This is a genomic window from Cryptosporangium aurantiacum (genome assembly GCF_900143005.1).
Lineage (GTDB): Bacteria > Actinomycetota > Actinomycetes > Mycobacteriales > Cryptosporangiaceae > Cryptosporangium > Cryptosporangium aurantiacum.
On record NZ_FRCS01000017.1, the window covers coordinates 44,502 to 71,036 of the forward strand.

Sequence of the window (26,535 nt, forward strand, 5' to 3'; positions counted from 1 at the left end):
TCGCACCAGCCTTTCGTCTAACTGATTTAGGGAATTCGCTCCAGCAGTTGAAACCGGCCCGCCGCACTGCCACTATCTGGGGCCTCGCCGCAGGTCGCGCCCGGGGTAGTCGGGCGCGTGCGCCCCTTTCTGTCTGGAGTACCCATGCGCACTGATGCGCGTCGCACCCCCGTCGGCACGAATACCGGACCGCGCCGTCCGGGCACGCTGCACCTCGTTGTGCTGCTCGCCATGGCACACGCTCCGTTCGTCCCGCTGTACGGGTTCCTCCCCACGATCTACCAGTACAGCGGCTCGGTGGCGGTGCCTTTGGTACTCGCGTTCGGCGGCATCGTCATGGTCGTGTTCTCCGCGGCGCACGCCGGGATGGCCCGGCGGGTCCCGCACGGCGGCGGTTTGCACGCGCTCGTCACCGCCGGTCTCGGGCCGGTGGCCGGGCTCGGCGCGGCGGCCCTGGCACTGGTTTCCTACCTCGCGTTCCTCGCCGGTGTGCTGGTGTTCTTCGGCGGAGCGCTCCGCGGCCTGGTGTTCGCGCTGGTCGACGTCGACACCCCGCTGTGGTGCAGCGTCGTCGCCGCGGCCGTGCTCGTCGCCGCCACCACCCGGCTGCCGCTGCGCCACGTCGTCGGGCTGCTCGCGGTGCTCGGCGTGGTCCAGGTACTCGCGGTCGTCTGGCTGGACGTCGAGGCGCTGGCCAACCCGGCCGGTGGAACGGTGTCGTTCGCCGGGCTGGACCCGGCTTCGCTGCTCACCGGCTCGTTCACGCTCGCGACGTGCCTCGCGCTGACCGCGTTCGTCGGCACCGAGGTCGGACTGGCCTACCGCGACGAGGCCGACGAGCCGGCGCGCACGGTCCCGCGCGCCACCACGATCGCCTACGCGCTGGTCACCGTCGTCCTCGTGGTCAGCGCCACCGCGATCAGCGTGGCACTGGGCCCGGAGGACGTGATCGCGATGGCGCAGGGCAGTTACCAGTCGCTGACCGGCACCGGGAGCCAGCCGCTGATCGTCGAGGTCGTGCTGCGGATCGTGGACCCGTCCTCGGTCGGCGCGGTCACCGACCTGCTCACCGCGTTGCTCGCGGCGGGCGGCCTCGCGGTCGGAGTGACGTTCGCGCACGCGATCGCCCGCCAGGTCGCCGCGCTGGCCCGCGACGGTGCCCTGCCGGCACCGCTGGCACATCGCGCCACCGACGGGAGGCCGACCAGGGCCGCGCTGATCGGCCCGGTGCTGTCCGGTGTGGCCGCGCTGGCCGCGGTCACCTCGGACTCGTCCTGGATGGCGCTGTTCCAGGGCATGATCGGCGGCCTGGGCGTGACGCTGCTGATCGCGCTCACCGCGCTGGCGATCGTCGTCTGGTTCCTGCGCCGCGACGAGGAGGACACCGGCTTCCTCGGCTGGGAGACCCCGGTCGTCGCCGGCGCGTTCACGCTCGTCGTGACCGGCTTCGTCTACGTGTACTCGCTGATCCGGCTGCCCGACGTGCTCGGCGACGACGGCGCGATCGCCCGCTGGCTGTTCCCGCTGACGACGCTCGGCGCGCTGGCGGCCGGTCTGGTGTGGGGCGCGACCTCCCGGGTGCGCCAGGGATTCGACCAGGGACCGCCACGGGGGCGATGACCGGCCGCGCACGCGATCGTCGGGTGCATGGTCAATTTCAAGATCGAGGTCATCGTCCTGCCGGTTTCGGACGTGGACCGCGCGAAGGACTTCTACGGCAAGCTCGGTTTCCGGGAGGACGTGGACTACCACGGTCCGAACGGTTTCCGGCTCGTGCACTTCACCCCGCCCGGCTCGGCCGCGTCGCTCCTCTTCGGTCACGGGATCACCGCCGCCGAGCCGGGCTCCGCGCAGGGCGTCCACATGGTCGTCGACGACATCGTCGCCGCCAGGGACGAGCTGGTCTCCCGGGGCGTTCTGGTGAGCGAGGTCTACCACGACGCCGGAGGCGTGTTCCACCACGCCGGACGGAAGGACCGGGTGCCCGGGCTGCAGCCGGAGCGACGCTCGTACGGCTCGTTCGCGACGTTCACCGACCCGGACGGCAACCTGTTCACGCTGCAGGAGGTCACCGAGCGGCATCCGGGACGGATCACCCAGGTCGTGTACGGGTCGGTGGCCGAGGTGGAGCAGGCCCTGCGCGCCGCCGCGATCGCGCACGGCAAGCACGAGGAGGAGCTCGGCCACGCCGACGCGGAGTGGCCTGCCTGGTACGCGGCCTACATGGCCCGGGCGGCGGGGCTCGAGTCCTGACCGGACACCCCGAGGGCGGGGGCCAGTTCGCGGCGTGAGCCCTCGGTGACGTCGGCGTGGCTGGGGCCGCTGTCGTGCACCTCCAGGTACTCGTCGGCGCTGGCGCTGAACAGCTCGGACCGGCCCGGCCCGAAGTCGGTGAGCGCGGCGACGAACTGCTCGGGCGTCGCGGTGGTCGTCTGGTGGAGGTGAATCGTGGACATGTCCGGGCTCCTTGCCGAGGGGTGGTGGGGCTGGTTTTCAGCCTGCCCCCGGAGGGGCACCGATCACCCCGGTGGAACCCCCTGGTCGGCGACACCAGGGTCGGGTACCGGGGTCGCCCGTGCCGAACCCGGGCCACTCTCGGATGCGGATGCTTTTCCGTTTCGAAGGGTGGAGAGAACCATGGCAGAGCCGACGGTGTGGCTGGTCACTGGCGCTTCCCGGGGGCTGGGCCGGTCGATTGCGGCAGCCGCTGCCTCCTCGGGTGCCCGGGTGATGGCGACCGCGCGGCGGGCAGGCGACCTGGACGATCTGGTGGCGGCGCACCCGGGCCGGGTGGAGGCGTTCGCGCTGGACGTCACCGACCCGCAGGCGGCCGCCGCCGCGGTGGCGCGCCGCGGCGGCTGCCGCTGGGCTCCGACGCGCTGGCGTCCGCGCTCGCGTCGGGGGCAGCGCGCAACGCCGAAGCCGAGAAGTGGGCCCACGTCAGCCGCTCGACCGACTACGCCTGACCGCGGCTCAGCCGTCCAGCTCGCGCTCCAGCACTTCCAGGCCGCGCTCCAGGCCGGCGACGGCGTCGGCGGGCAGGGCGGCCAGCAGGCGCGTCATCGCGGCGTCGAACGTCGGGGTCGCCGCCGCGAGTTTCTCCCGGCCCGCGGTGGTGAGCACGAGCAGCGACGAGCGACGATCGTCCGGATTGGCCTGTCGTTCGCAGAAGCCCCGCGCCTCGAGCCGGTCGACGGCCTTGCTGGTGGCGCCGACCGTGAGGTCGAGCGCGCACGAGATGTCCTGCACCCGGCACGGGCCCGGGCCGCTCATCAGGCGGAGGAACTGCAGCGATCCGACCGGCAGATCGTGCTCGGCACGCAGGCGAGCGTCGATCACGTTCCAGAGCCGGGTCTCGACCCGCACCAGGGCCGTGAAGAACACGAACGGATCCGCCATCCAAACTTCCAATCGCGGGAATTAGATTCCTAGGAATCTAGTTACTGGTAAACAGTCTCTGCACATCCTGGCAGACCCCGACGGAGGTCGACGTGAACCGACAGCAACAGCGGGACGATCTGATCGCGGCGCTGGCCGCCGCTCCGCCCATCGGCGGCACGGTGGCCGCCGAGCGGGAGTCGTTCGCCGCGGCCATGACCCATCCCCCGGCCCCGGACGTGACGCTGGGGGACGTCGTGCTCGGCGGACGGCCCGCCGTACGGGTGCAGCCCGTCACGACGCTGCTCTACCTGCACGGCGGCGGTTACGTGGTCGGCTCCGCCCGGACCGGGACCCACCTGGCCGCCGGACTCGCCCGCCGCCTCGGAGCCACCGCCTACTCCCTGGACTACCGGCTGGCTCCCGAGCACCCGTACCCGGCCGCGCTCGACGACGCGCTGGCCGCCTACCGCGAGCTGCTCGACACGGTTCCCGCCGAGCGGCTCCTCGTGGCCGGCGACTCCGCGGGCGGCGGGCTGGCGGTGGCGCTGCTCGCCGCCGCCCGCGAGGCCGGGCTCGCCCAGCCGGCCGCCGCTGCGGTGTTCTCCCCGTGGGCCGACCTCACGCTGACCGGCGAGAGCATCCGCACCAGGGTCGGGCGCGACCCGCTGTTCGACGAGGCCGCGCTGCGGTGGTACGCGGACAAGTACGTGTCGGAGGACGCGCGGGCGGCGAGCCCGATCTTCGCCGACCTCTCCGGGATCGCCCCGCTGCTGATCCAGGTCGGGAGCGTCGAGGTGCTGCTGGACGACGCGGTCCGGCTGGCGGCTCGCGCGGCCGCGGACGACGTCGAGGTGACGCTGGAGGTCGCCGCCGGGCTACCGCACGTCTATCAGCTCGCGCACGGCGTGCTCGACGACGCCGACGACGCCCTGGACCGCGCCGCTGCGTTCCTGACCCGTTCGCGCTGACCGTTTGACTCGTCCGCGCTGACCGGGCCGCCGTCCGGCGGTCAGCGGGCGCCGCGCCCGGTGCTGCTCCGGGTGCTGCTCCGGCGGACGAGGGACCACCGCGCGGCGCGGGGGCTCGTCTGCTGCCCGAGCGCGACCTGGGCGCAGACCGCGCCCTGTTCGCGCAGCGACTGCGCGACCGTGGTCAGCCCGAGCCGCGCCGCCACCTCGGCGTCGTCCCACCCGGTGACCGCGAGGTCGTCCGGGACGGCGCACCCGGCGGCGCGGGCCGCGGCGAGCACGCCCGCCGCCTGCTGGTCACCCATCGCGGCGATCGCATCGGGCGGATCGGCGGATCCGAGCAGCGTCGCCGCGAGGCGTTCGGCCTCGGCGGCGTCGTTGCGCGCGCAGACCGCGACGACGACGTCGTCCCAGGCGAACCCGGTGCGCTCGGCGGCGTCCCGATAACCCTGGAGCCGCTCGCGGGTCACCGGGAACGTGGCGTGCGGCAGGTCGGCGGCCCGTCCGATCGTGCTGACCCGTTCGCGGGACAGCGGGAAACTCAGGATCGCCGGGCGCCGCGCGCCCGCGAACGCGAGCACTCCGACCGCGGCGGCCGCGGCGCGGTTGTCGACGGTCACCAGCTCCAGTCCGCGAACCGCCGGTCCACCGTGGATCACCGCCGGACGCTTCGTCGCGCGGACGGCGGCGAGCACGGGGTCGTCGTCCGAGGTCGTCCAGACGATGAACCCGTCGACGGCGGCGCCGGTGACCCGCGGGACGTCGTCGGGGGCGCCGGTGATCGGCAGGATCGTCATGCCGTAACCGCGGCCGGCGCAGACCTCGGCGATCCCGGCCAGGAACGCGACGGCTCCGGGGTCGTCGAACGCGTAGGTCAGGTGCTCGCCCAGGACGACGCCGAGCGTCTGGGTGCTGCCGCGGCGCAGCGATCGGGCGCTGGGATCCGGCCCGGCGTACCCCAGGCGTTCGGCCGCCTCCAGCACCTTCGAGCGCGCCTGGTCGGAGACGCGCCCGGGCTGGTTGTACGTGTAGGACGCGGTCATCACCGAGACGCCGGCCAGCTCGGCCACCTGGGCCAGCGTGACCCGCTTCGAGGATGCCACGTGCTCAGCCTAGCTCGGCTGTGTATCGTTACACACATGCCACGCCTCACGACTTCGGCCTTCGTCGCGTTCGCCGCCTTCGGCGCGTTCTGGGGGGTGTGGGGCGCATCCGTGCCCCGCGTCCAGCAGCAAGCCGGGCTCAGCGACGGCGAGCTGGGGTTAGCGCTGCTGTTCGTCGGCGCGGGCGCTCTTCCCGCGATGCTGCTGGTCGGCCGGGCGCTCGACCGCTGGGGGCTCCCGGTCGCGGCCGCGCTCATCGCGTCGCTCGGCGTCGCCGCCGCGGGGCTGGCGCTGACCGCGGTGGACCTGGTCAGCCTGTGCGCCGGGCTGGCGCTCGTCGGCGCCACCAGCGGAGCCGCCGACGTGGCGATGAACGCGGTCGCCGGACGGGCCGAGACGCTCGCCGGGCGACCGGTCATCACGCGGGCGCACGGTGTGTTCTCGAGCCTGGTGGTCCTCGGCAGCCTCGGGACCGGTCTGGCCTCGGCGGCGTCGCTGCCGCTCGCGGTGCCGTTCGTCGTCGTCGCGGTGCTGTCGGTGGCGGCCGGTGTCGCGCTGCGCCGGACGTTGCCGGTGGGTGTCGCTTCCCCGGAGCCTCGCCGGGATGCGGTGGCGACCGGCCGGTGGCGGATCGGCCCGTTCGTGCTCGTCGGGATCCTGGGCGCTCTGGCGTTCGCCAGCGAGAACGCGCACCAGAGCTGGAGCGCGGTCTTCGCCGACGACGAACTGCACGCCACCGGAGGGCTGAGCGCGGTGGCGCCCGCCGTGTTCGCGGCCACGGTCGCGCTGACCCGGTTCGCGGCCGGCGGCCTGGGCGCCGACCGGGCCGGCACCGTGCTACTGGCCGGCGCCGTCGGTGCCGCCGCCGGCGCGGGCCTGATCGCGGTGGCGCCCACGCTCGTCGTCGCCGCGCTCGGGCTCGCGCTGGCGGCGGCCGGAACCGCGGTGCTGTTCCCTACCCTCGTCGGCATCGTGTCGCGGGCGGTCGACGAGACGCACCGGGGCCGCGCGACGTCGATCGTCACGACCGTGTCGTACCTGGGGTTCCTCGGCGGCCCGGTGTACGTCGGGCTCTGGTCGGACGCGGTGGGGCTGCGCGGGGCGATGGTGGCGGTGGCGGCGCTCGGCGTCGGACTGCTCGTCCTCGCGCCGCCGCTACTCCGCCTCAGCGGCCTCAGCCGCCTCCGCCCCGAGCAGCTGGACGCCGCCGTCGGGGCATGACGCCGCCCGGGCGGATTGCATTTGGGAGACCCGGGGCCCTTCCAAATGCAATCCGCTCAACGGCGACTCGGTGCCACGAGGCTAGTCGCCGTCCCGCGGACGCGGGACCCGGCCGGCCGCACCCTGTTTCGCGGCGACGAGCCGGCCGAACAGCCGGGCCTGGTCCTCCGGCAGCGCGGTCGACAACTCCCGGCCGAGCCGCAGCACGGCGTCCAGCTGACCGGCGGTCTGGATGCGCCCGAGCGTCTCGTGATACGTCGCCGCGAGACGGACGATCGCCAGCCTCTCGGTGTCTTCCATCAGTTCTCCCCTGCGTCCGCTGTTCGCAGACACAGAGGCGCGGGCGCCCGGATTGATACATCCCGCAGGCTGCCGGACCACCGGATGTTTGGGCTTGTTATTGCGGTGCGCGCACCCGTTACACGACGTCAGACCCGGGCTGACCCGGAAACGGCACGAGGGCTTGACCGTCGGCCCTAACCTTGCAGTGCTTGGTTCGCTCGGCTTGCATCGGGGGGCGTCTGGGTGTCGGTCGAACTTCCTACGCGGATCGCGACGTTACCGGCCGTCCGGCGGGCGAGAACCACCCCCGGGCTCCTCGTCACGCTCACCGCCGCCCTGGTCGCCCTGGCCGTGCTGTTCGGCGTCGTCGGCCTGCTGGCCGTGCAGCAGCGCGCGGCGCGCGTCGACCAGATCCGGACGGTCAGCGGGCCGCTGAGCGTCCACGCCCTGGACGTCTACCGGTCACTGTCGGACGCCGACGCCACCGCCGCGGCGGCGTTCCTCTCCAAGGGGGTCGAGACCCCGGCGCTGCGCCAGCGGTACCTCGACGACATCGCCAGGGCCAGTTCGGCGCTCGCGCTCGCGCTGCGCGCCACCGACGACGCCACCGACCCGAACAACCGGAGCGAGACGCTGCTCCGTTCGCTCGCCGTCCAACTGCCGGTCTACACCGGAGTCGTGGAGACCGCGCGGGCGTACAACCGCCAGCGGCTCCCGCTGGGCGGCGCCTACCTGCAGGAGGCGTCCGGCCTGATGCGCGGCACGCTGCTCCCCGCCGCGCAGGAGCTGTTCACGCTGGAGACCGACCGGCTGGCCGCGGCTCAGCGGAGCGGCGCCGACTTCCCGGTGCTCGTTTTCCTGCTCGGCCTGGTCCTGTTCGGCGCGCTGATCGGCGTCCAGGTGTTCGTCACTCGCCGGACCAACCGGCTGGTCAACCCGGGCCTCGCGGTGGCGACGCTGGCCACAGTGGTCTCGATCGTCTGGGTGACGGTCGCGCTGGGCTCGGCGACCGGCCATGTCGACACCGGACGCCGGACCGGATCGGCCCTGTTCGCCGACCTCGCCGAGGCCAGGGTGCTCGCCCTGCAGGCCCGCGCCGACGAGTCGCTCGCGCTGATCGCGCGCGGCGACGGGGCGTCCGACGAGGATCACTACCAGGTGATGATGGATCAGCTCCTCGGCGAGGACCGGCAGTCGGGTGTGCTCCGCGAGATCACCGACCGGGCGCGGGACACCGGCGACCGGGACCTGGTTGCCGGTCTCACCGAGACCGCGCGCGCCTGGGAGGCGCAGCACGACGGCCTCCGCCTCCTCGACGACCAGGGCCGGCACGCCGAGGCGGTCACGCTCGCGTTGAGCGACAACGCCGAGAGCCCGTCGACGGGGTTCGCGAAGCTCGACGCGGACCTCGGCAAGGCCATCGAGATCACCGGCGACCGGTTCGCCCGGGAGTCCGGCGACGCCGTCGGCGGCCTGACCAGCGCGCGGATCGGGCTCGTGCTGCCGATCCTGATCGTCCTCGTCGCGACGGTGCTCGGCACCCGCGCCCGGATCGGGGAGTACCGATGAAACGTCTCGGTGCACTGCTGCTGGTGCTGACGCTGGCGGCGTGTGGGTCCCCGGCCGCACTGCCGGAGGTGGATCACCCGTCCGCGGCGGCGCCCCGTCCGCCCGGCGTGTCGGATCCGGCGGTCGTGACGAGCCCGCCACCGCAGGCCGACTGTTTCCCCGAGGCCAGCTACCGGCCCGTCTCGACGCTGCCTGCGCCGGGCCGGATGCCTCCCGGATCGACGATGGCGGCGATCGTCAAGCGGGGCCGGCTGATCATCGGCACCGACCAGAACGCGAACCTACTCAGCTACCTCGACCCGACGACCGGCGACCTCGCCGGGTTCGAGATCGACATGGCCCGCTGGATCGCCGCCGCGCTGTTCCCGGACGGGCGCACGAACCCGAACCGCATCCAGTTCCGGCACATCACGACCGCCGACCGGATCCCGGTGCTGCAACGCGGCGAGGTGGACATGGTCATCCGGACCATGACGATGAACTGCGCGCGCTGGAAGCAGATCGACTTCTCGTCCGGGTACCTGTGGGCCAGTCAGAAGCTCCTGGTCAACAGGGGGTCGGACATCACGACGATCTTCGACATCGGTAAGCGCGGCGGCAAGATCTGCGCGACCAGCGGCAGCACGAGCATCGTCAAGATCGCGGCGGTGCCGGGCGTGGTCCCGGTCAGCGCGAACCTGACCGTCGACTGCATGCTGATGCTCCAGCAGGGCCAGATCGACGCGGTGTCCACGAACGACACGATCCTGCTCGGGCTGGCCGCCCAGGACCCGGGCACGGAGATCGTCGGAGAGCCGCTGAGCAGCGAGCTGTCCGGCATCGGGATCCAGAAGGGCCACGTCGATCTGGTCCGGTTCGTCAACAAGGTCCTGGAGGGCCTGCGCGCCGACGGCTCGCTGGTGAACGCTTACCGGAACTGGCTGGGTGCGCTCGGTGAGCCGCCCGCGCTGCCCTCGGACTACCGGGATTGACGTGGCCGCGCCGAGGAGCCGGGGCGGCGTCGACCGCGGACTGGCCGCGCTGAACGAGCGTCGCCAACAGCTCGCGGCGGCGCTGGTCGCGATGGACACCGAGCACGGCGGCCTGGCCCACTTGCGGTCCCCCGGTCTCCGGGGAGCGACGGCTGAGGTCGCGGAGCGCGTCCGGGTTCAGGTGGACGCTCTGTGGGCGGGCTTCGCGGCGCTGGGAACCGTGCTCGACGCCGCGGCCCGGCTGCGGACGTCGGCCCGGTGGCCGTCGCGCACCCAGGTCACCGAGGTGTCGGCGCTGCTGGAGGCGCCGATCGCGGACGAGTCGCTGCCCGGCGCCTACCGCGTGCTGGGCGCCGCGGCGCTGTGTTACCGGCTGGACGAGGACTGCCGCCAGATCCGCGGGACCCTGACGGTCGTCGACGAGCGGGTGGCCGCGCTGACCGCACTCCTCGGCCGCCTGGAGAGCGCGCTCACCGACGCGGACGCCGGGCTGGGTGTGGGCGCCGGGCCTGCGCCGGCGGCGGACGCCGAGGTGGACGCGCATCGGACGGCGCTGCGGGAGCTGCGGGCCCGCGCGACCGCCGATCCGCTCGGCACCGACCCGGCCGGAGCGGACGTGCAGCGTCTCGTCGCCGCCGTCGAGAAGACCGCCGCGCGGCTGGCGCGGCAGGCCGCGCTGCGCGCGGGTTACCCGGCCCGGCGCGCGGCCGTGCAAGAGGCGCTCGACCGGTTGGCCGCCGCCGAGAGCGCGGCGCGGGACGTGTACGCGCTGGCGACCGAGAAGATCCACGACCCGCGACTCCCGGCGGCCACCGACTCCGAACCGGCGCTGCGGCGGCGGCTGGCCACGCTCGAGCGGCTCGACGTCGTCGCGCTGGACACCGCGCTGCCCGCGCTGGAGCGGTCGGTCCGCGAGGCGCTGGACCACGCCGGGGAACGGCACCGGTTCGCCGACGGCCTGCTCGCCCGGCGCGAGGAACTACGCGGCCGGTTGGAGGCCTACCGGGCGAAGGCCGCCCGGCTCGGCCTGATCGAGCGTTCGGACGTTCTGGCCGGCTACAGCGCGGCCAGGGCGCTGCTCTGGACCGCGCCCTGTGATCTGCCCGCCGCGACCCGCGCGGTCGTGGCGTACCAGCGATCTCTGCTGGAGAGCCCTGGAGGTGGCGCGGCGTGAGTGGAACCTGCGTACGGCCCGGCTGCGCCGGAACCTACGCCCCCGACGGGTACTGCGACGAGTGTGGACGCAAGGCGCCCGCGGCTCGTCCGTCCACCGGCCCCTCGTCCGCGGGCCCCTCGTCCACCGGCTCGTCGTCGACCGGGCCGTCCTCGGCGACCGGGCCGTCCTCGGCGACCGGGCCGTCCTCGGCGTCGGGGACTTCCTCGACCACCGGATCGTCGCGCCCGAGCCGCCGCGGCCGCACCACCGGGCGGGGCCGCATCGGCGGCGGCCTTCTCGACCTGCCGCGGATCCCGCTGCCGGATCCCGCCACGGCCGTCCTGGCCGACCCGAAGGTGGCCCAGGACCGGCGGTTCTGCGGCAACCCCGGCTGCGAGCGCCCGGTGGGCCGCGACCGCGACGGCAAGCCGGGACGCGACGAGGGGTTCTGCCCGTCGTGCCGGACGCCGTTCTCGTTCGTCCCGAAGCTGGCGCCCGGCACGCTGGTCGCGGGCCGGTACGAGGTGCTCGGCGCCCTCGCCTACGGCGGCCTCGGCTGGATCTACCTGGCCAGGGACAAGAACGTCGGCGACGACGTGAGCGACCGCTGGGTCGTGCTCAAGGGCCTGATCGACGCCGGTGACCCGGACGCGATGGCGGCGGCGGTCTCCGAGCGGCGGTTCCTGGTGAGCGTCGACCACCCGGGGATCGTCAAGATCCACGACTTCGCCCTGCACCCGGACCCGCGCACCGGGGACGACGTCGGGTACATCGTGATGGCCTACGTCGGCGGCCGGTCGCTCCGCGACATCCGCACCGACCGGTCCGGGCCGGACGGGGTGGCCCGGCCGCTACCGCTGGAGCAGGTGCTGGCCTACGGCCTGGAGATCCTGCCCGCGTTCGGCTACCTGCACGAACGCGGGTTGCTGTACTGCGACTTCAAGCCCGACAACGCGATTCACGCCGACGACCGGCTCACGCTGGTGGACCTGGGCGCAGTTCGCCGGATCGACGACACGACGAGCGCCGTCTGGGGGACGGTCGGCTACCAGGCCCCGGAGGTGGCCCGGTCCGGGCCGTCGGTCAGCTCCGACCTCTACACGGTCGCCCGCACGCTGGCCGTCCTCAGCCTGGACTTCCGCGGTTTCTCGTCCACCTACGTCGACCGGCTCCCCTCCCCCGACGACCAGCCCTTGCTCGCCGAGCAGGAGCCGTACCACCGGCTCCTGCTGCGGGCCACCGACCACGACCCGGATCGGCGCTTCGAGACCGCCGCGGACATGTCCGAGCAGCTGCTCGGCGTCCTGCGCCAGGTTCTGGCCACCGGCGACGGGAAGCCCCGCCCCGCGCCGTCCGCGCAGTTCAGCGGTGAGGGCACGGCGTTCGCGACCGACCTCGGCGGTGCCTTCGACGGGCCCGCGATCGCCGCCGCGCTGCCGGTGCCGCAGATCGACCCCACCGACCCCGGTGCCTCGTTCCTGCTGGCCACCCGCGGTCTCGACCCCGACGCCCTCGCGGCGGCCGCGGCCGGCGCGCCGGGCGACAGCATCGAGGTGCCGATCGCGCTGGCCCGCGCCCGGATCGCGGTGGGTGACACCGCGGGCGCGAGGCAGACGCTCGACGGCCTCGCGGCGGTGGCGCCGCCGGACTGGCGGATCGACTGGTTCCGGGGCCTGGCCGCGCTGGCCGACGGGGATCCCCGCGCTGCCGCGGCCGCGTTCGACGTCGTGTTCTGGGCGCTGCCCGGCGAGCCGATCACGCAGCTGGCGCTCGCGACCGCGAACGAGTGGGCCGGCGACCCGGACGCGGCTTACCCGCGCTACCGCCGGGTGTGGACGACCGACCACGGGTACGTCAGCGCGGCGTTCGGCCTGGCCCGGATCCTGCTCTCCCGCGGTGAGCAGGACGCCGCGATCGAGGTGCTGGAGGCGGTTCCGGTCAGCTCCAGCCACCACGTGGCGGCCGGGGTCGCCGCGGCCCGCGCCCGGCTGGCGGCACCCCCCTCGGCGGCGGTGTTCGCCGACGTGTCCGCGCGGATCGAACGCCTTCCGCTCGACGTCGAGCCGAAGGCCGCGCTCTCGGTCGACCTGCTGACCGCCGCGCTGAGCTGGGTGCGGAACGGGGCACCGGCCGACGGCGGCGGCGCCCGTGTCCTCGGCTCCCCGCTGACCGAACGCGGCCTGCGGTTCGGCCTGGAGCGGGTCTACCGGACGCTGGCCCGGGTGGCGCCGGACTCCGCGCAACGGATCACGCTGGTGGACCTGGCCAACGGGATCCGCCCGCGGACGCTGGTGTGACGATGGTGCTCACCTGCCCGAACTGCGCGGTGACCGGCGCGGACGCCGACCTGTACTGCGAGGAGTGCGGTGGTGACCTGCGGGCGCCGTCGTCGCAGTGGCTCTCCTCGGCGGCGCCCGGCGGCCGGTGCGGTCACTGTGGGGCGGTGGGGGTGCGCGCCGGGGCCTACTGCGCCGAGTGCGGACGGCGGCGAGGCGCGGGGCTGGACCGCGCCGAGCTGGAGCTCCCCGGCCTGGCCGCCGTGACCGACCGTGGCCACCGCAAGCACCACAACGAGGACGCGGTCGCGATCGGCGCCGTCGCGGACGGGGTCGCGGCGGTCGTCTGCGACGGGGTGTCCACCACCCCGCGCGCGGACGCGGCCGCGACCGCCGCGGCCGACACCGGCCTCCGCGAGCTGCTGAGCGCGCTGGCGCTCGGGTCCGAGGCGCGCGCCGCCGCCGCGGAGGCGTTCCGGCGTGCGTTCGCGGCGGTGGCCCGGCTGGCCGAGGTGGATCCGCGTAACGCGCCCAGCTGCACCTACGTGTCCGGGACCGTCACCGACAGCGGGATCACGATCGGCTGGGTCGGTGACAGCCGGGCGTACTGGGTTCCCGCCGCGGGTGAGCCGCGCTGTCTGACCGTCGACGACGCTCTCCCGGCCGCGGTCGGTGCCCCGCTGGTCCGCTGGGTCGGCGCCGACGCCGGCAGCATCGAGGTCCAGGTCGCGGTGGTGGAGCCACCCGCCGACGGCTGCCTGGTGCTGTGCTCGGACGGCCTGTCCCGCTACCTGCCGTCGGCGGCGGCGCTCGCCGGGTTCACCGGTGTTCCTCCGCGCGAGGCGGCGCGCCGTCTGACCCGGCTGGCGCTCGACGCCGGGGGCGCCGACAACATCGCCGTCGCGGTTCTCTCGTCCCCAGTCACTCACCCGCGAGGAGCCTCGTTATGAGCATGCCTGCGACCATCACGATCGAGACTCACCAGAACGAGTTCCTGCCGGCGGAAGGGCGGACCGTGGACGCGGTGCTCACGGTGACCGGGTCCGGCGTGGCCGGTGGTGGTGCTGCCCCGACGTCCCGAACCGACACCGCGGAGATCATCCTCATCGACGCCTCCGGGTCGATGTCCGGCAGCAAACTCGTGGCCGCGAAGGAGGCCGCCGCCGCCGCGATCGAGGCGCTGCCGGACGGCGTCGCGTTCGGGATCGTCTCCGGTGACACCGGCGCCCGGCTCGACTACCCGTCCGGAAACGAGCTCGCGGTGTCGTCCCCGCGGACGCGCCGGGCCGCGCAGAACGCGCTGCGTTCGGTCCGGGCCGGTGGCGGGACCGCGATCGGCGTCTGGTTGACGCTGGCGCGGACGCTGTTCGCCCGCCGGGGCGCCGCGATCAACCACGCGATCCTGCTGACCGACGGGGCCAACGGCGAGGCCGAGAAGACGTTCAACGACGCGCTGGCGCCGTGCGTCGGCCAGTTCGTCTGCGACAGCCGGGGTGTCGGCACCGGCTGGGTCGCCCGTGACCTGATCAAGATCGCCGAGCAACTGCACGGAACGGCGTCCGGCATCCCGGACCCGCGGGACCTCACCGCCGACTTCGTCGCGATGACGTCGGCGGCCATGAGCAAGAACCTGGCCGGTGTGGCGCTGCGGGTGTGGACGCCCACCGGCGCCCGCGTCCAGTTCGTCAAGCAGGTCCACCCGGAGATCACCGATCTCACCGACCGGCGGACCGACGTGTCGGCGCGGATCGGCGAGTACCCGATCGGTACCTGGGGCGCCGAGACCAGGGAGTACCACCTGCGGGTCGACGTCGAGCCCAACCCGGTCGGCGAGGAGATGCTCGCCGCCAGGGTCAGCGTGGTGCACGGTGAGGACGTGCTCGCGCAGAGCCTGGTCCGCGCGGTCTGGACCGACGACATGGCGTCCTCGACCCGGCTCAACCGGCAGGTCGCGCACTACAGCAACGAGACCGAGCTGGCCGAGGCGATCCAGGCCGGGCTCTCCGCGCGCGCCGCCGGGGACGTCGAGCAGGCCACCGCCCGGCTCGGCACCGCCGTGCGGCTGGCGTCCGAGGCCGGGCGGGAAGATACCGCCAAAATGCTGGCGAAGGTCGTCGATGTCATCGACGAGCGCACCGGGACCGTGCGGCTGCGAAGCGTGGCGGCCAGTATCGACGTCGAGATGGCCGCGGTGGGGTCCCGGAAGACGCGCCAGGTCCGGCGGGAATCCTCGGACTGATACCCCTAGCACGTTCTTCAGGAGGTCGCCGTCATGGTCGTCTGCCCGCGAGGCCACGAGTCCGCCTCGACGGACTACTGCGACGAGTGCGGCACGCGCCTGTCCGGGATGCCGTCGGGGCCGGTTCCCGGAGCGTCCGGGTCGGGGTCGTCCGGGCTCGGGCCGCCCGGGGTGGCGGGGTCGTCGGCGGGGGCGGCCGAGGCCGCTGCGTGTCCGGTCTGCCACGCGCCGCTGACCGGGCGGTTCTGCGAGGAGTGCGGCCACGATTCGCTGGCCGCGGCCCCGCCGTCGTCCCCGGCCCCGCCGTCGCCCCCGGCCCCGCCGTCGCCCCCGGCCCCGCCGTCGCCCCCGGCCGCACCGTCGCCCCCGGCCGCACTGGGCGAGTCGCTCCCGGAGGCTGCTCCCGGCGGCTGGTGGGTGGTGGTCACCGCCGACCGCGAGTACTACGAACGCGTCCGGGCCATGGACGGGCCAGACGTCGACGAGGTCACCTTCCCGCTGTTCTGCCCCGAGCGCCGGTTCCCGCTCACCGGCCAGCAGCTGCTGATCGGCCGCCGCAGCAGGTCGCGCGGCGTCTATCCGGACATCGACCTGGTCGGGCCCCCGGAAGACCCGGCCGTCTCGCACACCCACGCGCTCCTGCTGCCGCAGCCGGACGGACAGTGGTCGGTCATCGACCTGCGGTCGACCAACCGCACGTACGTCAACGGCAGTCCCGATCCGATCGACGCGGAGCAGCCGGTGCCGCTCTCCGACGGCGCCACCGTCAACGTCGGCGCCTGGACCCGCCTCACGATCCGCGCCGGCGGACCCTCCTGACGCCTAAGACGGTTACCGGTCCGACACGGAGCGCGCAGCGCCTACCCCGGGTCGACGCCGCACGCCCGAACGATGCGGCGGAAAGCTCGCTCTAGCGAGCCCTCACTCGCATCGTTCCCGCCCTCACGTCTGCACCCCGCGCCGGCGATCGGCCGCGAAGGGCGGGCCGTCGCACACCAGCGTCGAGAGCGTCGCGATCGCGGCCGGAGCGACGTCCGGCAGGACGCCGAGCGCCGGACCGGCCCAGTGACCGGTGCTCATCACCTCCGCCAGCAGCGCCACCGCCCGGTCCGGGTAGCCCGCGTGGTGGTAGGCCTCGGCCAGGCTCGCCAGAGCGCGTCCACGATCGTCGTCGTTGTCGATCTCCCGCGCGACCCGGTCCGCCAGCGCGTATGCGCCCGATCCGGCGGCAGTGACGCTGAGCTGGAGGAGCCCCACCGTCCGGTACCGGCCGGGCAACTCGTCGGCGAGCGCACGTGCCCGGTCGTACTGTCCGGTCTCCGCAGTAGCCCGGATCAGTTGGAGGAACCCACCGATCCCGGCGTGCGGATCGGCCATCGCCCGGATGACCTTCTCCGCGTGGTCGAGATCGGACGTCGTCGCGAGCAGAACCCGCACGCGCTCACGGCTCAGGTACGACCCGTCGGCCGGTGGATCGTCGCCCACGACACGGCGAGCCCCGACGGCGTCGCCGGTCTCCAGGAGCGCAGCGGCCACCGCATCCGAACCGGACAAGAACGCGCCCGTCGCGTGTCCGGCAAGCGCGGCCTCCGCCTCCTGGAGCACGGCCGCCACGGTCTCCCCAGCAACACCGCCGCCGCAGCCGTCAGCACCCGAGGCCGCAGCCGCGGTTTCTCCGGGCGCGGCGCCCGAGGTTGCGGGCGCGGAAGCGCCGCGGCCGGCGCCCGGCGCAGCGGTGGTGACGAGGGCGATGGCGACGCTTGCTAGTGCTTTCGCGCGATCCCGCACGAAGCGTGCGCTGCGTGCGAGGTTGAGGGCCGCCGCGACGTTTCCGGCGCCGGCCAACTCCGCGGCCAGCGCGGCGCGTGCGCGAAACGATCCGTGCAGCCGGTCGTCGATCTCGGTGGCCACGCGCCGCGCGCCGTCCACGTCACCGGCGCGGGCCGTCACGAGGCAGGCGGCGATCCGCGCGGACAGCCGCTGGTCCGGGTCCTCGATGCGCGCCGCCGCCACCCGAAGGTCGGTCGCGAGACGCCGGACGCGGGCGTCGTCTCCGGCCACGGCCGCGGCGCGGGCGACATCGCTCAGCGCGTGCACGCGGGCGGGCAGGTCCTGGATGCGTCGCGCCGCGCGCTCGGCGTCGTCCAGGAGACCTGCTCTGGCGGCGCTCCGGCTCAGCTCCGCGTGGGCCCGATCGGACTCGACCTGGTCGACCGCGGCCCGGGCCACCTGCTCGGCCTCCCGCGCCCAGGCGATCGCCGCCGCGTGGTCACCGGCGTCCAGCGCGGCGACGCTCAGCGCCACCAGCCCGTCCGCTCGCGCGTCGGGCAGCGGGATCGCGCGCACGATCCGCTCCGCCCGGCCCAGATCAGCCCCGCCCCAGCCAGCCGCCTCCCGGCCAGCCCCGCCCCAGCCGGCCCCGCCCCAGCCAGCCGCACCCCGGCCCGAGCGGCTCCGCGCGGGCTCATCCCGGGCGGCGCCGTCCCGACCGGGAACGCCAAGCCCGGCCCCGCCAGCCGCGGCCCGGCCGGCCCCGTCCCGGCCAGCCCCGTCCCGGCCAGCCCCGTCCCGGCCAGCCCCGTCCCGGCCAGCGCGGCCCCGCTCGGATCCGTCCCGGTCGGCTGCGTCTTGAGGGCGGGCGGCTGCGTCTCGATTGTGGGCGGAGGTGAGCGCGGCGGCGAGGGCGAGCAGGGCTCGGCCGCGCTCGGCGGGGTGGGCGACGCGGTGTGCGATCCGCTCGGCCGCGACGAGGTCCCCCGCCTCGGCCAGCGCCGCGCTGAGCACCACCCGGACCGCGTCCTGGTCCGCGGGCTCGGTGATCTGACGCGCGATCGCGACGACGCGGTCGGGATCTCCGCCCCGGGCCGCCAGAGCGCCCAGGCGCACGCGTGTGCTCAGCCACGCGGCCGGCGTGGGCTCGTCGCTGTACCGCTCGGCGATCCGCGCTGCCTCGTCCGGCCGGCCCGCGCGGGCCAGGATGTCGGCCATCGGCTCCCAGAGGTCGTCCAGGTAGTCCAGCAGCAGGTACACGGTCCGTTTGTCGACCCGGCGGACCAGCCGGAGCGCACGCCCGGTCTCCCCCGCGCGAACGGCGTGCTGCGCCACGGCCAGCCACGCCCGGGCCTGGAACTCCTGGTGCGGGATCTCCCGCGCGGCGACCCGCGAAGCGTCGTCGAGCGCTCCGAGCCGCGCCAGCGCGATCGCCGCGGTTCCGGCGACGCGGGAGCGGTCCTGGTCGTCCTGGATCCGCGACGCTCCCTTCCGGACCTCGCCGATCAACGCGCGGGCGCGTCCGGGCTCGGCGTCCGCGAGGTGCTGGGCCAGGTGGCCGAGCCCGAACAGGCGATACACCGGATCGTCCAGGCCGCGGAACAGCGCTTCGGCCTGGTCCGGGCGCCTGAGCTCGAGCGCGTCCTGCCCCAGCCTGACCAGCGCTCCGGCCACCTCGGCCGGGTCGTCGGCGCCGCGTGCCACTCGCTCGGCTGCGGTCAGGTCGCCGCCCCGCAGCAGGACGCGGCAGAGTTCCCGCAGCACGTGGCGGCGATCCGCGACCGAGGTGATCACCGCCCGCCCGATCTGCTCAGCGAGCCGCACCAACTCGTCAGCCCGCTCGGCCCGCCCCGCGTCGGAGGCTCCCTCGCGGGACGCACCGTCACCGGACCTGTCCGAGCCGGACGCACTCCCGCCGGACAACGCGACCGCGAGTTCGGCCAGTGCGCGAACGCGGCGATCCGGGCGGGTCGCCAGTGCTCGCGCCAGCTCCTCGGCGCGGGTGCCGTGTCCGAGCCGCGCCCAGACCGCCGGGAGCAGCGCCGGAATGTTGGCGTTCCGCTCGGTGATCCGGGTGCGATGCACGGCGAGCCGCGCCATCACCGCGAGGTCGACCCCGGCGCCCCGCACCGCGTCAACTCCGGCGCCCGGCGCAACCGCGGCGCCCCGCACGGCGTGCTGGGCGTCGGCGATCTCGGCCAAGGCCGCGGTGTCGCCCCCGACGACGTCGAGCATGCGGTCGTGGCGGGCCCGATCGGTGGCGCAGGCGACCAGACGTGGCAGGTCACCGGCGTCCTGGAGCAGCCGGAAGTAGCCGCGGAGCAGGTACTCGGGAGTGTCCGGCGGCCAGCCACGAGCACGATACTGGTCCGCCCAGGCGTGCAACCGGCCGCGCAACTCGCCCAGCCGACCGGGGCCGAGACGTCGTACGGCTTCCCGGTGCAGCTCTTCGTGCCCGAGCACGTGGACGGTCGCGCCGGTCCAGTGTCCGCGGCGCGTGGCGAACGTCCGGCTCCCGACCGCGCGCTCCACCGCGTACTCCGACGCGTCCCCGTCGGCCAGCGCCGCGAGGTCGGCGGTCGACAGGCCGCCACCGGCCGCGACGACCAGCGCGAGCAGATCCTGCTCCAGTGTGCTGCCGTTCCAGAGCCGGTCGAGCTCCCGCTGCATGTCCGCGCGGACGACCGCCGCGTGCGGTGACCCGGGAAGATCCCGGACGACGGCCGCCGAGGCGGGAAGCGGACGGATGGCCGCCGCCGCGTGCGGTGAGCCGGGAAGATCCCGGACGACGGTTGCGGCGTCGGTCAGCGGATGACCGCCGGGGACGTCGTCGGGCAGCGGCGGGTCCGGACGCCCCGCGACGACGATTCGGAGGTTCTCCGGTGGACGGACGGGCAGCAACGCGGCGATGCTGCGCCCGTCGGTCCGCGCGTCCTCGTCGAGCCCGTCGACGACCAGGACGAGCCGCTCCCCGCGCCGCGCCGACACCTCGGCAGCGGCTCCGAGCTCGCGTAACAGCCGCGCCTCCCGGGTTGCGGCGGGCAGGAACGACGGAAGCGCCTGCCCCGTGACGTCCCCCAGTTGTTCGAGCAGAACCTCGGTGAACGCGGACCGGTCGCTGTTGGCCGCGAAGCGGGCAGTGACGAAGAACGAGACGACCCGGGTCTTCGCCGGCGGGTGCAGAACGAACCAGGACAGCAGCGCGGTCTTGCCGGTCCACGCGCTCGCCCGCCACCAGGCGTAGGACGGGCCGTCCGGCGCGGTGCAGAACGCGGCCAGCTCGGCGAGTTCCGCGTCGCGACCGTCCAGGGTCGGCGGGGCGATCTGCCAGACCTGCTCGACGTACGCCGAGGACGCCCGGCCGGGGTAGGTGATCGGCCCCGTGGGCTCGGCCGAGCCCGTGAGCACCGCGCGGATGCCGTCGAGGAGTCGTTCGGCGGCCACGTCCGGCGGCAGGTCGACCAGGTCCAGCCGGGTCACCCGGGCGAGCAGCCCGTCGACGGCGCAGTCCTCGATCCGGACCGGGATCAGGCGCCGGTGCCTGCCCTCACGGTCGGTGCGGTACGCCTCCTGCCACTCCGCGGTGCCGTACGCCGACCGCAGGTACGCCGCCGAGACCACCGCGATCGTGTGGCTGGATTCCCGCATCGCGCGGTCCATCTCGGCCAGCCAGTGCGTGCCCGGCACCATGTGCCATTTTTGCAGGACGACGCCGTACCCGGCGTCCCGGAGCACGCCGGCGATCCACTCGGCCCACCGCTCGTCGGTCGTCGTGTAGGACACGAAGAACGTGGGCACCGGACCAGCGTGCCATGCCGCGCGAGACCGTCGGTCACGATCGGAGTACTGCCGGACATGGAGTAGACGTGACCTCCGGGACCGAACACGAGGACCGCTTCAGGCGGATCTACACGGCCAACTTCGAGTCGCTGCTGGCGTACGCGATCCGGCGTTCCGAGCAGCCCGAGGACGCGGCCGACATCGTCGCCGAGACGTTTCTCGTCGCCTGGCGGCGCAGTCGTGACATGCCGCCGGACGGCGAGGCTCGGCTGTGGCTGTACGGGGTGGCGCGGCGGGTCCTGGCGAACCATCACCGCGGCGGCGCGCGCCGGGAGCGTCTCGGCGAGCGATTACGGGAGCGCCTGAAGTCCACAGTCGTCGCTGATCCCGGCAGTGAGGTGCCCGAACGCCTGGTGATCCAGGCGGCGCTGGCCCGGCTCGGCGAGATCGATCGGGAGGTCCTGACGCTGACGTTCTGGGAAGGGCTCGAGCCGCGCGAGATCGCCGAGGTGCTGGCGCTGAGCCCTGCGGTGGTGCGGACCCGGCTGTCGCGTGCACGGTCACGGCTGCGGGAGCTCGTCGGTCACGAGCTCGGACCGCCCGGACATGTACTCGACGTCATGACCGCACGGCCCCACGAGGAGGGCAGATGACCGACGACGACCTCGACCGGATGATCCGCGACGCCGACCCCTACCGACCTCCGGTCAGCGCGCACCTCGACGGGGCCGCACAAAGCCTCCTGGAGGAGATCGTGTCGGTACCCGTCAGCGAGACCCCGGCCAAGCGGCGACGCCGTTTCCTCGTGCCGATCGTCGCCGGGGGCGTCGCGGCGGCCACTCTCGCCGGTGTCTTCGCGCTGACCGTTCCGGACGCCTCGAAGCCGGAGAGTCGCCCGGTAATCAGCGAGTCCACTCCGGTCACCTACTCGGCGCTGGTGCTGAAGGCCGCCGAGGACAACCCCCGGCTGCTGATCGACGAGCCCGGGTGGAAGGCCACCTACGTGACCGGCTTCGCCGAGGCGGCCGGCTCGATCCGGTGGGAGAAGGACGGGCGCAGCCTGGAGATCAACTGGCGCCCCGCCGCCTACTACGACGACTACCACGAGGGCCGTCTGCAGACGGGCACGCCGGCCCGGGTCACGATAGACGGACGGCACGGTGAGCTGTTCCAGTACACCGCGGACGACTTCGGGGTCATGCTGCCGCCGCGCGACTCGTCGTTCGTCGAGATGCTCGCCGACGGGAACTGGACGCGGGCCAGTTTGGATCGGGTTCTCGCCCTCGTGAAACACGTTGACGTCCGGACGTGGCTGGCCGCGCTACCGCCGGAGATCGTGACGCCGGACCGGATCGACGAGCGGGCTCAGCAGGTACTCACCGGCGTACCGCTGCCGCCGGGGTTCGACGCCGAGACGCTGAAGGAGCTCGGCACCAACGACCCCTACCAGTTCGGCGCAGCGGTCGCGAGCAAGGTCGGCTGCGCGTGGATCGCCGAGTGGCAGCGCGCGACGAAGGCCGGCGACGCGGCCGCGGTGAAGCGGGCCGCCGACGCGCTGCGGGGCAGCCATGACTGGAAGTTCCTGAAGGACATGGCCGCGGAGGGTGACTACCCGGAGATCTTCTGGGAGATCGTCGACGAGGTGGCCGCCGGTACCGTGCCGGAAGGGTACGACGGCACGCTGGGGTGCGCGCCGAACTGATCCGGCGCGGGCCCGTCGTGCCCGGCCGCAGAGCCGGGCACGACGGGCGCGACGAAACTCAGCGAGATCGACGCCGGAGCAGGCGGAGGAGCACCAGCACGACGACCAGTCCGCCCAGCGCCGGCTTCCAGTAGTTCCGCAGCACCACCGGAAGCACGGTCGCGCCGAGGTCGAGCGCCTCCGGCTGCGCCGGTGGCGCCACCGGGGTAGCCGGAGGCGCTGTAACCGTGGGTGACGGCGTCGGCTCCGGCTCCGCGGGCGCCTCCTCCGACGGGCTCAGCTGCTGCTCCAGGCACCCGACGAACTGACCGAGCAGCTTGTCGGACACATCCTGGATCAGCCCGCGCCCGAACTGCGCCGGCTTCCCGGTGACCGTCAGGTCGGTGACGACCTCGACGTCGGTCCCACCGGCGGACGCCTCGGACATCGTCAGCGTCGCGGTGGCCGCCGCCGTTCCGTTGCCGCGCTTGTCCCGTCCCTTGGCCTCGACGACGAGCCGGTGCGCGCTCTCGTCGCGCTCTGAGAACGTGCCGCTGCCGTTGTAGACCAGCGCGATCGGCCCGAGCTTCACCTTGCAGGAGCCGGTGAACTCGTCACCGTCCACCGAGGTCACCGACGCACCGGGAAAGCACCCGGCGAGCCCGGACACATCCTGGAAGTGCGCCCAGGTGGCGTCGACATCCGAAGGGACGTGGAAACGATGGGTCAAATCCATCCGATCACCCTCCCGCAGCGGCGAGCACGGCCCGCCGGGTCAGAACCCGCGCAAGGTGCTGACGGTACTCGGCGTCGCCGTTCAGGTCGGACGGCGGGTCGGTCCCCTCGGCGGCGTGCTCGGCCGCCGCACCGACCGCGTCGGGCGTCACCGCCGCGCCGGCGAGCGCGGCCTCCGTAGCCCGGGCCCGCAGCGGCGCCGAGCCCATGTTCGCGAGCCCGATCTTCGCCTCGGCGATCGACCCGTTCTCGGTGCGGACGGTCGCGGCGACCGCCACGATCGGCCACTGGTGCGCGATCCGGACGAACTTGGCGTGGTGCGCTCCCCAGCCGGTGTGCTTGGGAATCCGTACCTCGGTGAGGATCTCGTCGTCTCCGATCGCGGTCTCGAACAGCCCGACGAAGAACTCGTCGGCCGGGACCGTCCGGGTGCCGCCGGGGCCGGTGATGACGAACTGACCGCCGAGCGCCAGGACCGGCGCGCCGAGGTCACCCGCCGGGTCGGCGTGGGCCAGCGCCCCGCCGAACGTTCCCCGGTGCCGGATCTGGGCGTCGGCGAGGTGCTCGACGGCCTTCGAGATGAGCGCGGCGTGCGTAGCCACCAGCGGATCCGAGCCGACCACCGAGTGCTCGGTCATCGCGCCGATCACGATCGCGTCGCCGTCGTCGCGAATGCCGCGCAGGGACGCGATGCGACCGAGGTCGATCACCACCTCGGGGGCGTTGAGCCGCATCCGCAGCACCGGCAGCAGGCTCTGGCCGCCGGCCAGCAGCTTGGCGTCGTCCCCGTGCTCGGACAACGCGGCCAGGGCCTCCTCCAGCGTGGTCGGTGCCAGGTAGTCGAACTGTGCGGGGATCACTGGCCCGTTCCTTCCGTGCTGTCCACACCGGGTTCTGACTCATCGAAGTGCGGCATCGCTGCGGCCTGAGTCGGTGCGGCACCTCCGTGGATCGCCTTCCACACCCGCTCGGGCGTGCAGGGCATCTGGATGTCGTGCACCCCGAAGTGGCGGACGGCGTCCACCACCGCGTTGACGACCGCCGGGGTCGAGGCGATCGTCCCGGCCTCGCCGACGCCCTTCGTGCCCAGCGTGTTGCTGGTGGCCGGCGTCGTCGTGTGGTCGACGTCGAAGCTGATCGTGTCGGCCGCGGTCGGCAGCAAGTAGTCCACCAGCGAGCCGGTCACCAGCGTGCCGAACTCGTCGTAGACGGCTTCCTCCCAGAGCGCCTGGGCGATGCCCTGGACGAGTCCACCGTGTACCTGCCCGCCGACGATCAGCGGGTTGATCACGTTGCCGACGTCGTCGCAGGCCACGTACTTGCGCATGGACAGCTCGCCGGTCTCGGTGTCCACCTCCATCGCGCACAGGTGGGTGCCGTGCGGGAAGCTGAAGTTGACCGGGTCGTACGTCGCGTCGGAGTCGAGCGAGGGCTCCACCCCGTCCGGCAGGTTGTGCGCGGCGAACGTGGCGAGCGCGACCTCGCCGATCGTCACGCCCTGGTCGGTGCCGCGAACCCCGAACCGGCCACCGCTGAACTCCAGGTCGTCGACCGAGGCTTCCAGCAGGTGCGCGGCGACGACCTTCGCCTTCTCGATCACCTTGTCCGCCGCGCGGACCACGGCTTCGCCGCCGACGACGAGCGACCGCGATCCGTAGGTGTCCAGGCCCCGATGGGAGATCTGCGTGTCGCCGTGCAGCACCTCGACGTCCTCGAACGGGACGCCGAGCCGGTCGGCGACGATCTGGCTGAACGCGGTCTCGTGGCCCTGGCCGTGCGGCGACGCGCCGGTCACCACCTCGACCTTCCCGGTGGCGAGCATCCGGACCGATGCGTGCTCCCACCCGCCCGCGCCGTAGTCGAGGGTCCCGAGCACCCGTGACGGCGCCAGCCCGCACATCTCGGTGAACGTCGAGATGCCGATGCCCAGCTGGACCGGGTCGCTCGACTCCCGCCGCTTGCGCTGCTCGGCCCGCAGTTCGTCGTAGCCGAACATCTGCTTGGCCTTGGCCGTCGCGGCCTCGTAGTTGCCCGAGTCGTAGGTCAGCCCGGACACCGTGGTGAACGGGAACTCCCCGTGGGTGATCCAGTTCTTCTCCCGGATCGCCAGCGGGTCCACGCCCACCTCGGTCGCGAGCTCGTCCATGATCCGTTCGATCGCGAACGTGGCCTCCGGGCGGCCGGCGCCGCGGTAGGCGTCGGTCCAGGTCTTGTTGGTCAGCACGGTCTGGCAGGCGAAGTGGTAGGCGGGGAACTTGTAGATCGCGTTGAACATGAACGCGCCGAGTACCGGGACACCACCGCCGACCAGCGCCACGTACGCCCCGAGGTCGGCGAGCAGCTCGACCTTGAGCCCGGTGACGCTGCCGTCCCGTTCGGCGGCGAGCGTCAGCTTCTGCCACTGGTCCCGGCCGTGGTGGGCGGAGACCAGCGACTCCGAGCGGGTCTCGGTGTACTTCACCGGTTTGCCGAGCCGCCGGGCCAGCATGAACGTGATGAACTCCTCCGGCGTCGACTGGAGCTTGCCGCCGAATCCACCGCCGACGTCCGGCGCGATCACGCGGACCTTCGACTCGGAGATGCCGGTGACCGCGGCCAGCAGGAACCGCAGGATGTGCGGGATCTGGGTGGCCGACCACATCGTGACCTGCTCACCGGTCGGGTCGACGACGACCGACCGCGGCTCCATGAACGCCGGGATCAGCCGCTGCTGGCGGTACTCGCGTTCGATCACGATGCCGTCGGTGCGAGCCTTCGCGATCGCTGCCTCGACGTCGCCGCCGGTTCCGGCTTGACCGGAGTCGAAGACCCACAGCGCGGACTTGTTCGTGCCCAGCTCGGGGTGGGCGAGCACAGCGCCGTCCTCCACCGCAGCCTTCAGGTCGAGCGCGGCGGGCAGTTCCTCGTACTCGACGTCCACCAGTTCGGCGGCGTCGCGGGCCTCCGCGGCGGTGCGCGCCGCGACGACGGCCACGACCTCACCCGCGAACGTCGCCCGCTCCACCGCGATCGGCGGGTGCACCGGTGCCACCTGGTCGGGCGTGATCGGCCACGCGTTGGGCAGACCGCCTTGTTCCTCGGCGACGTCTCGGCCGGTGATCACCGTGACGACGTTCGGCGCCTCCGCGGCGGCCGAGGTGTCGATGCTGACGATCCGCGCGTGGGCGAACGGGCTGCGCACCATCGCCAGGTGCAGCATGCCGGGCAGCGTGAGGTTGTCGGTCCATCGGGTACGGCCGGTGATCAGCCGCTGGTCCTCCTTGCGACGCCGGTCGCGGCCGATCTCAGCGGCCGGGCCCTCGGGACGCTCGTCGACGGCGGTCATGAGGCGGCCTCCACAGTGAGCATCGCAGCGAGCGCTAGCGAGCGAGGAGCGGAGCGGAGGAGGTCGACGGGATACACA

At 73.6% G+C, this 26,535-nt stretch carries 21 protein-coding genes and 1 pseudogene; 14 read left to right on the forward strand and 8 right to left on the reverse strand.

The genetic code is table 11. The features are described 5' to 3' along the window. The first annotated feature begins 144 nt into the window (after positions 1-144). A complete protein-coding gene (locus BUB75_RS36075) occupies positions 145-1,620 on the forward strand; it encodes an APC family permease (RefSeq protein ID WP_084742136.1) in 1,476 nt (491 codons plus the stop codon). Positions 1,621-1,647: 27 nt separating this feature from the next. Next, positions 1,648-2,253, forward strand: coding sequence for a VOC family protein (locus tag BUB75_RS36080; RefSeq protein WP_073263851.1), 606 nt, complete (start codon positions 1,648-1,650; stop codon positions 2,251-2,253). Here the strand turns inward: BUB75_RS36080 and BUB75_RS36085 are convergent. Then, positions 2,220-2,456 (reverse strand): hypothetical protein, encoded by a 237-nt coding sequence (locus tag BUB75_RS36085; RefSeq protein ID WP_073263852.1) that lies wholly within the window; start codon positions 2,454-2,456, stop codon positions 2,220-2,222. The genes BUB75_RS36080 and BUB75_RS36085 overlap by 34 nt on opposite strands. A 181-nt stretch (positions 2,457-2,637) precedes the next feature. Here BUB75_RS36085 and BUB75_RS48655 point away from each other — a divergent pair. After that, a pseudogene (locus BUB75_RS48655) lies at positions 2,638-2,835 on the forward strand (SDR family NAD(P)-dependent oxidoreductase); the annotation flags it as partial. A 138-nt stretch (positions 2,836-2,973) separates the two neighbouring features. On the opposite strand, the gene BUB75_RS36095 reads toward BUB75_RS48655, so the two are convergent. Continuing rightward, positions 2,974-3,399, reverse strand: coding sequence for a MarR family winged helix-turn-helix transcriptional regulator (locus BUB75_RS36095; RefSeq protein ID WP_073263854.1), 426 nt, complete (start codon positions 3,397-3,399; stop codon positions 2,974-2,976). A 92-nt stretch (positions 3,400-3,491) separates the two neighbouring features. On the opposite strand from BUB75_RS36095, the gene BUB75_RS36100 reads away from it, so the two are divergent. Beyond that, positions 3,492-4,349 (forward strand): alpha/beta hydrolase fold domain-containing protein, encoded by an 858-nt coding sequence (locus tag BUB75_RS36100; protein WP_073263856.1) that lies wholly within the window; start codon positions 3,492-3,494, stop codon positions 4,347-4,349. Between the two features lie 41 nt (positions 4,350-4,390). Here the strand turns inward: BUB75_RS36100 and BUB75_RS36105 are convergent, their stop codons facing one another. Continuing rightward, entirely contained in the window at positions 4,391-5,452 is a 1,062-nt protein-coding gene (locus BUB75_RS36105) for a LacI family DNA-binding transcriptional regulator (protein WP_218617975.1), read from the reverse strand. Positions 5,453-5,488: 36 nt separating this feature from the next. On the opposite strand from BUB75_RS36105, the gene BUB75_RS36110 reads away from it, so the two are divergent. Continuing rightward, positions 5,489-6,673: an MFS transporter gene (locus BUB75_RS36110; protein ID WP_073263858.1), complete on the forward strand. Its 1,185-nt coding sequence runs from the start codon at positions 5,489-5,491 to the stop codon at positions 6,671-6,673. Between the two features lie 81 nt (positions 6,674-6,754). Here BUB75_RS36110 and BUB75_RS36115 read toward each other — a convergent pair whose 3' ends face one another. Beyond that, positions 6,755-6,973 (reverse strand): hypothetical protein, encoded by a 219-nt coding sequence (locus tag BUB75_RS36115; RefSeq protein ID WP_073263860.1) that lies wholly within the window; start codon positions 6,971-6,973, stop codon positions 6,755-6,757. A gap of 225 nt (positions 6,974-7,198) precedes the next feature. Here BUB75_RS36115 and BUB75_RS36120 point away from each other — a divergent pair, with 225 nt between their 5' ends. The 7 genes from BUB75_RS36120 to BUB75_RS36150 are packed head-to-tail and all read left to right on the forward strand — an operon-like array spanning position 7,199 to position 15,985. Beyond that, on the forward strand, positions 7,199-8,524 hold the full coding sequence (locus BUB75_RS36120; RefSeq protein ID WP_073263862.1) for a hypothetical protein: 1,326 nt from the start codon (positions 7,199-7,201) through the stop codon (positions 8,522-8,524). After that, positions 8,521-9,495 (forward strand): glutamate ABC transporter substrate-binding protein, encoded by a 975-nt coding sequence (locus BUB75_RS36125; RefSeq protein ID WP_073263864.1) that lies wholly within the window; start codon positions 8,521-8,523, stop codon positions 9,493-9,495. The genes BUB75_RS36120 and BUB75_RS36125 overlap by 4 nt, the downstream gene beginning before the upstream one ends. Position 9,496: 1 nt before the next feature. Then, entirely contained in the window at positions 9,497-10,669 is a 1,173-nt protein-coding gene (locus tag BUB75_RS36130; protein WP_073263866.1) for a hypothetical protein, read from the forward strand. Further along, complete coding sequence (locus BUB75_RS36135; protein WP_084742137.1) at positions 10,666-12,948, forward strand: serine/threonine-protein kinase; 2,283 nt, start codon at positions 10,666-10,668, stop codon at positions 12,946-12,948. The genes BUB75_RS36130 and BUB75_RS36135 overlap by 4 nt, the downstream gene beginning before the upstream one ends. A gap of 2 nt (positions 12,949-12,950) precedes the next feature. Next, positions 12,951-13,877 carry a protein phosphatase 2C domain-containing protein gene (locus BUB75_RS36140; protein WP_073264042.1) on the forward strand — a complete coding sequence of 309 codons (927 nt, stop codon included), beginning with the start codon at positions 12,951-12,953 and terminating at the stop codon, positions 13,875-13,877. A 2-nt stretch (positions 13,878-13,879) separates the two neighbouring features. Continuing rightward, on the forward strand, positions 13,880-15,166 hold the full coding sequence (locus BUB75_RS36145) for a VWA domain-containing protein (protein WP_143175638.1): 1,287 nt from the start codon (positions 13,880-13,882) through the stop codon (positions 15,164-15,166). A 33-nt stretch (positions 15,167-15,199) separates the two neighbouring features. After that, a complete protein-coding gene (locus BUB75_RS36150; RefSeq protein WP_073263872.1) occupies positions 15,200-15,985 on the forward strand; it encodes an FHA domain-containing protein in 786 nt (261 codons plus the stop codon). 123 nt (positions 15,986-16,108) lie between these two features. Here the strand turns inward: BUB75_RS36150 and BUB75_RS36155 are convergent, their stop codons facing one another. Further along, positions 16,109-20,734, reverse strand: a complete 4,626-nt coding sequence (locus BUB75_RS36155) for a toll/interleukin-1 receptor domain-containing protein (protein WP_073263874.1) — start codon at positions 20,732-20,734, stop codon at positions 16,109-16,111. A gap of 68 nt (positions 20,735-20,802) precedes the next feature. Between BUB75_RS36155 and BUB75_RS36160 the strand changes: the two genes are divergently transcribed. Further along, positions 20,803-21,369: an RNA polymerase sigma factor gene (locus BUB75_RS36160; protein ID WP_073263876.1), complete on the forward strand. Its 567-nt coding sequence runs from the start codon at positions 20,803-20,805 to the stop codon at positions 21,367-21,369. Continuing rightward, positions 21,366-22,418 carry a hypothetical protein gene (locus tag BUB75_RS36165; protein WP_073263878.1) on the forward strand — a complete coding sequence of 351 codons (1,053 nt, stop codon included), beginning with the start codon at positions 21,366-21,368 and terminating at the stop codon, positions 22,416-22,418. The genes BUB75_RS36160 and BUB75_RS36165 overlap by 4 nt, the downstream gene beginning before the upstream one ends. Before the next feature lie 58 nt (positions 22,419-22,476). Here the strand turns inward: BUB75_RS36165 and BUB75_RS36170 are convergent, their stop codons facing one another. From BUB75_RS36170 to BUB75_RS36180, 3 genes are read right to left on the reverse strand one after another with little or no spacing between them, the layout of a single operon-like run. Continuing rightward, positions 22,477-23,133, reverse strand: a complete 657-nt coding sequence (locus BUB75_RS36170) for an SRPBCC family protein (RefSeq protein ID WP_073263880.1) — start codon at positions 23,131-23,133, stop codon at positions 22,477-22,479. Positions 23,134-23,137: 4 nt separating this feature from the next. Next, entirely contained in the window at positions 23,138-23,992 is an 855-nt protein-coding gene (locus tag BUB75_RS36175; protein WP_073263882.1) for an FAD binding domain-containing protein, read from the reverse strand. Further along, entirely contained in the window at positions 23,989-26,457 is a 2,469-nt protein-coding gene (locus tag BUB75_RS36180; protein WP_073263884.1) for a xanthine dehydrogenase family protein molybdopterin-binding subunit, read from the reverse strand. Before BUB75_RS36180 ends, BUB75_RS36175 begins: the two co-directional genes overlap by 4 nt. Positions 26,458-26,535: the final 78 nt, after the last annotated feature.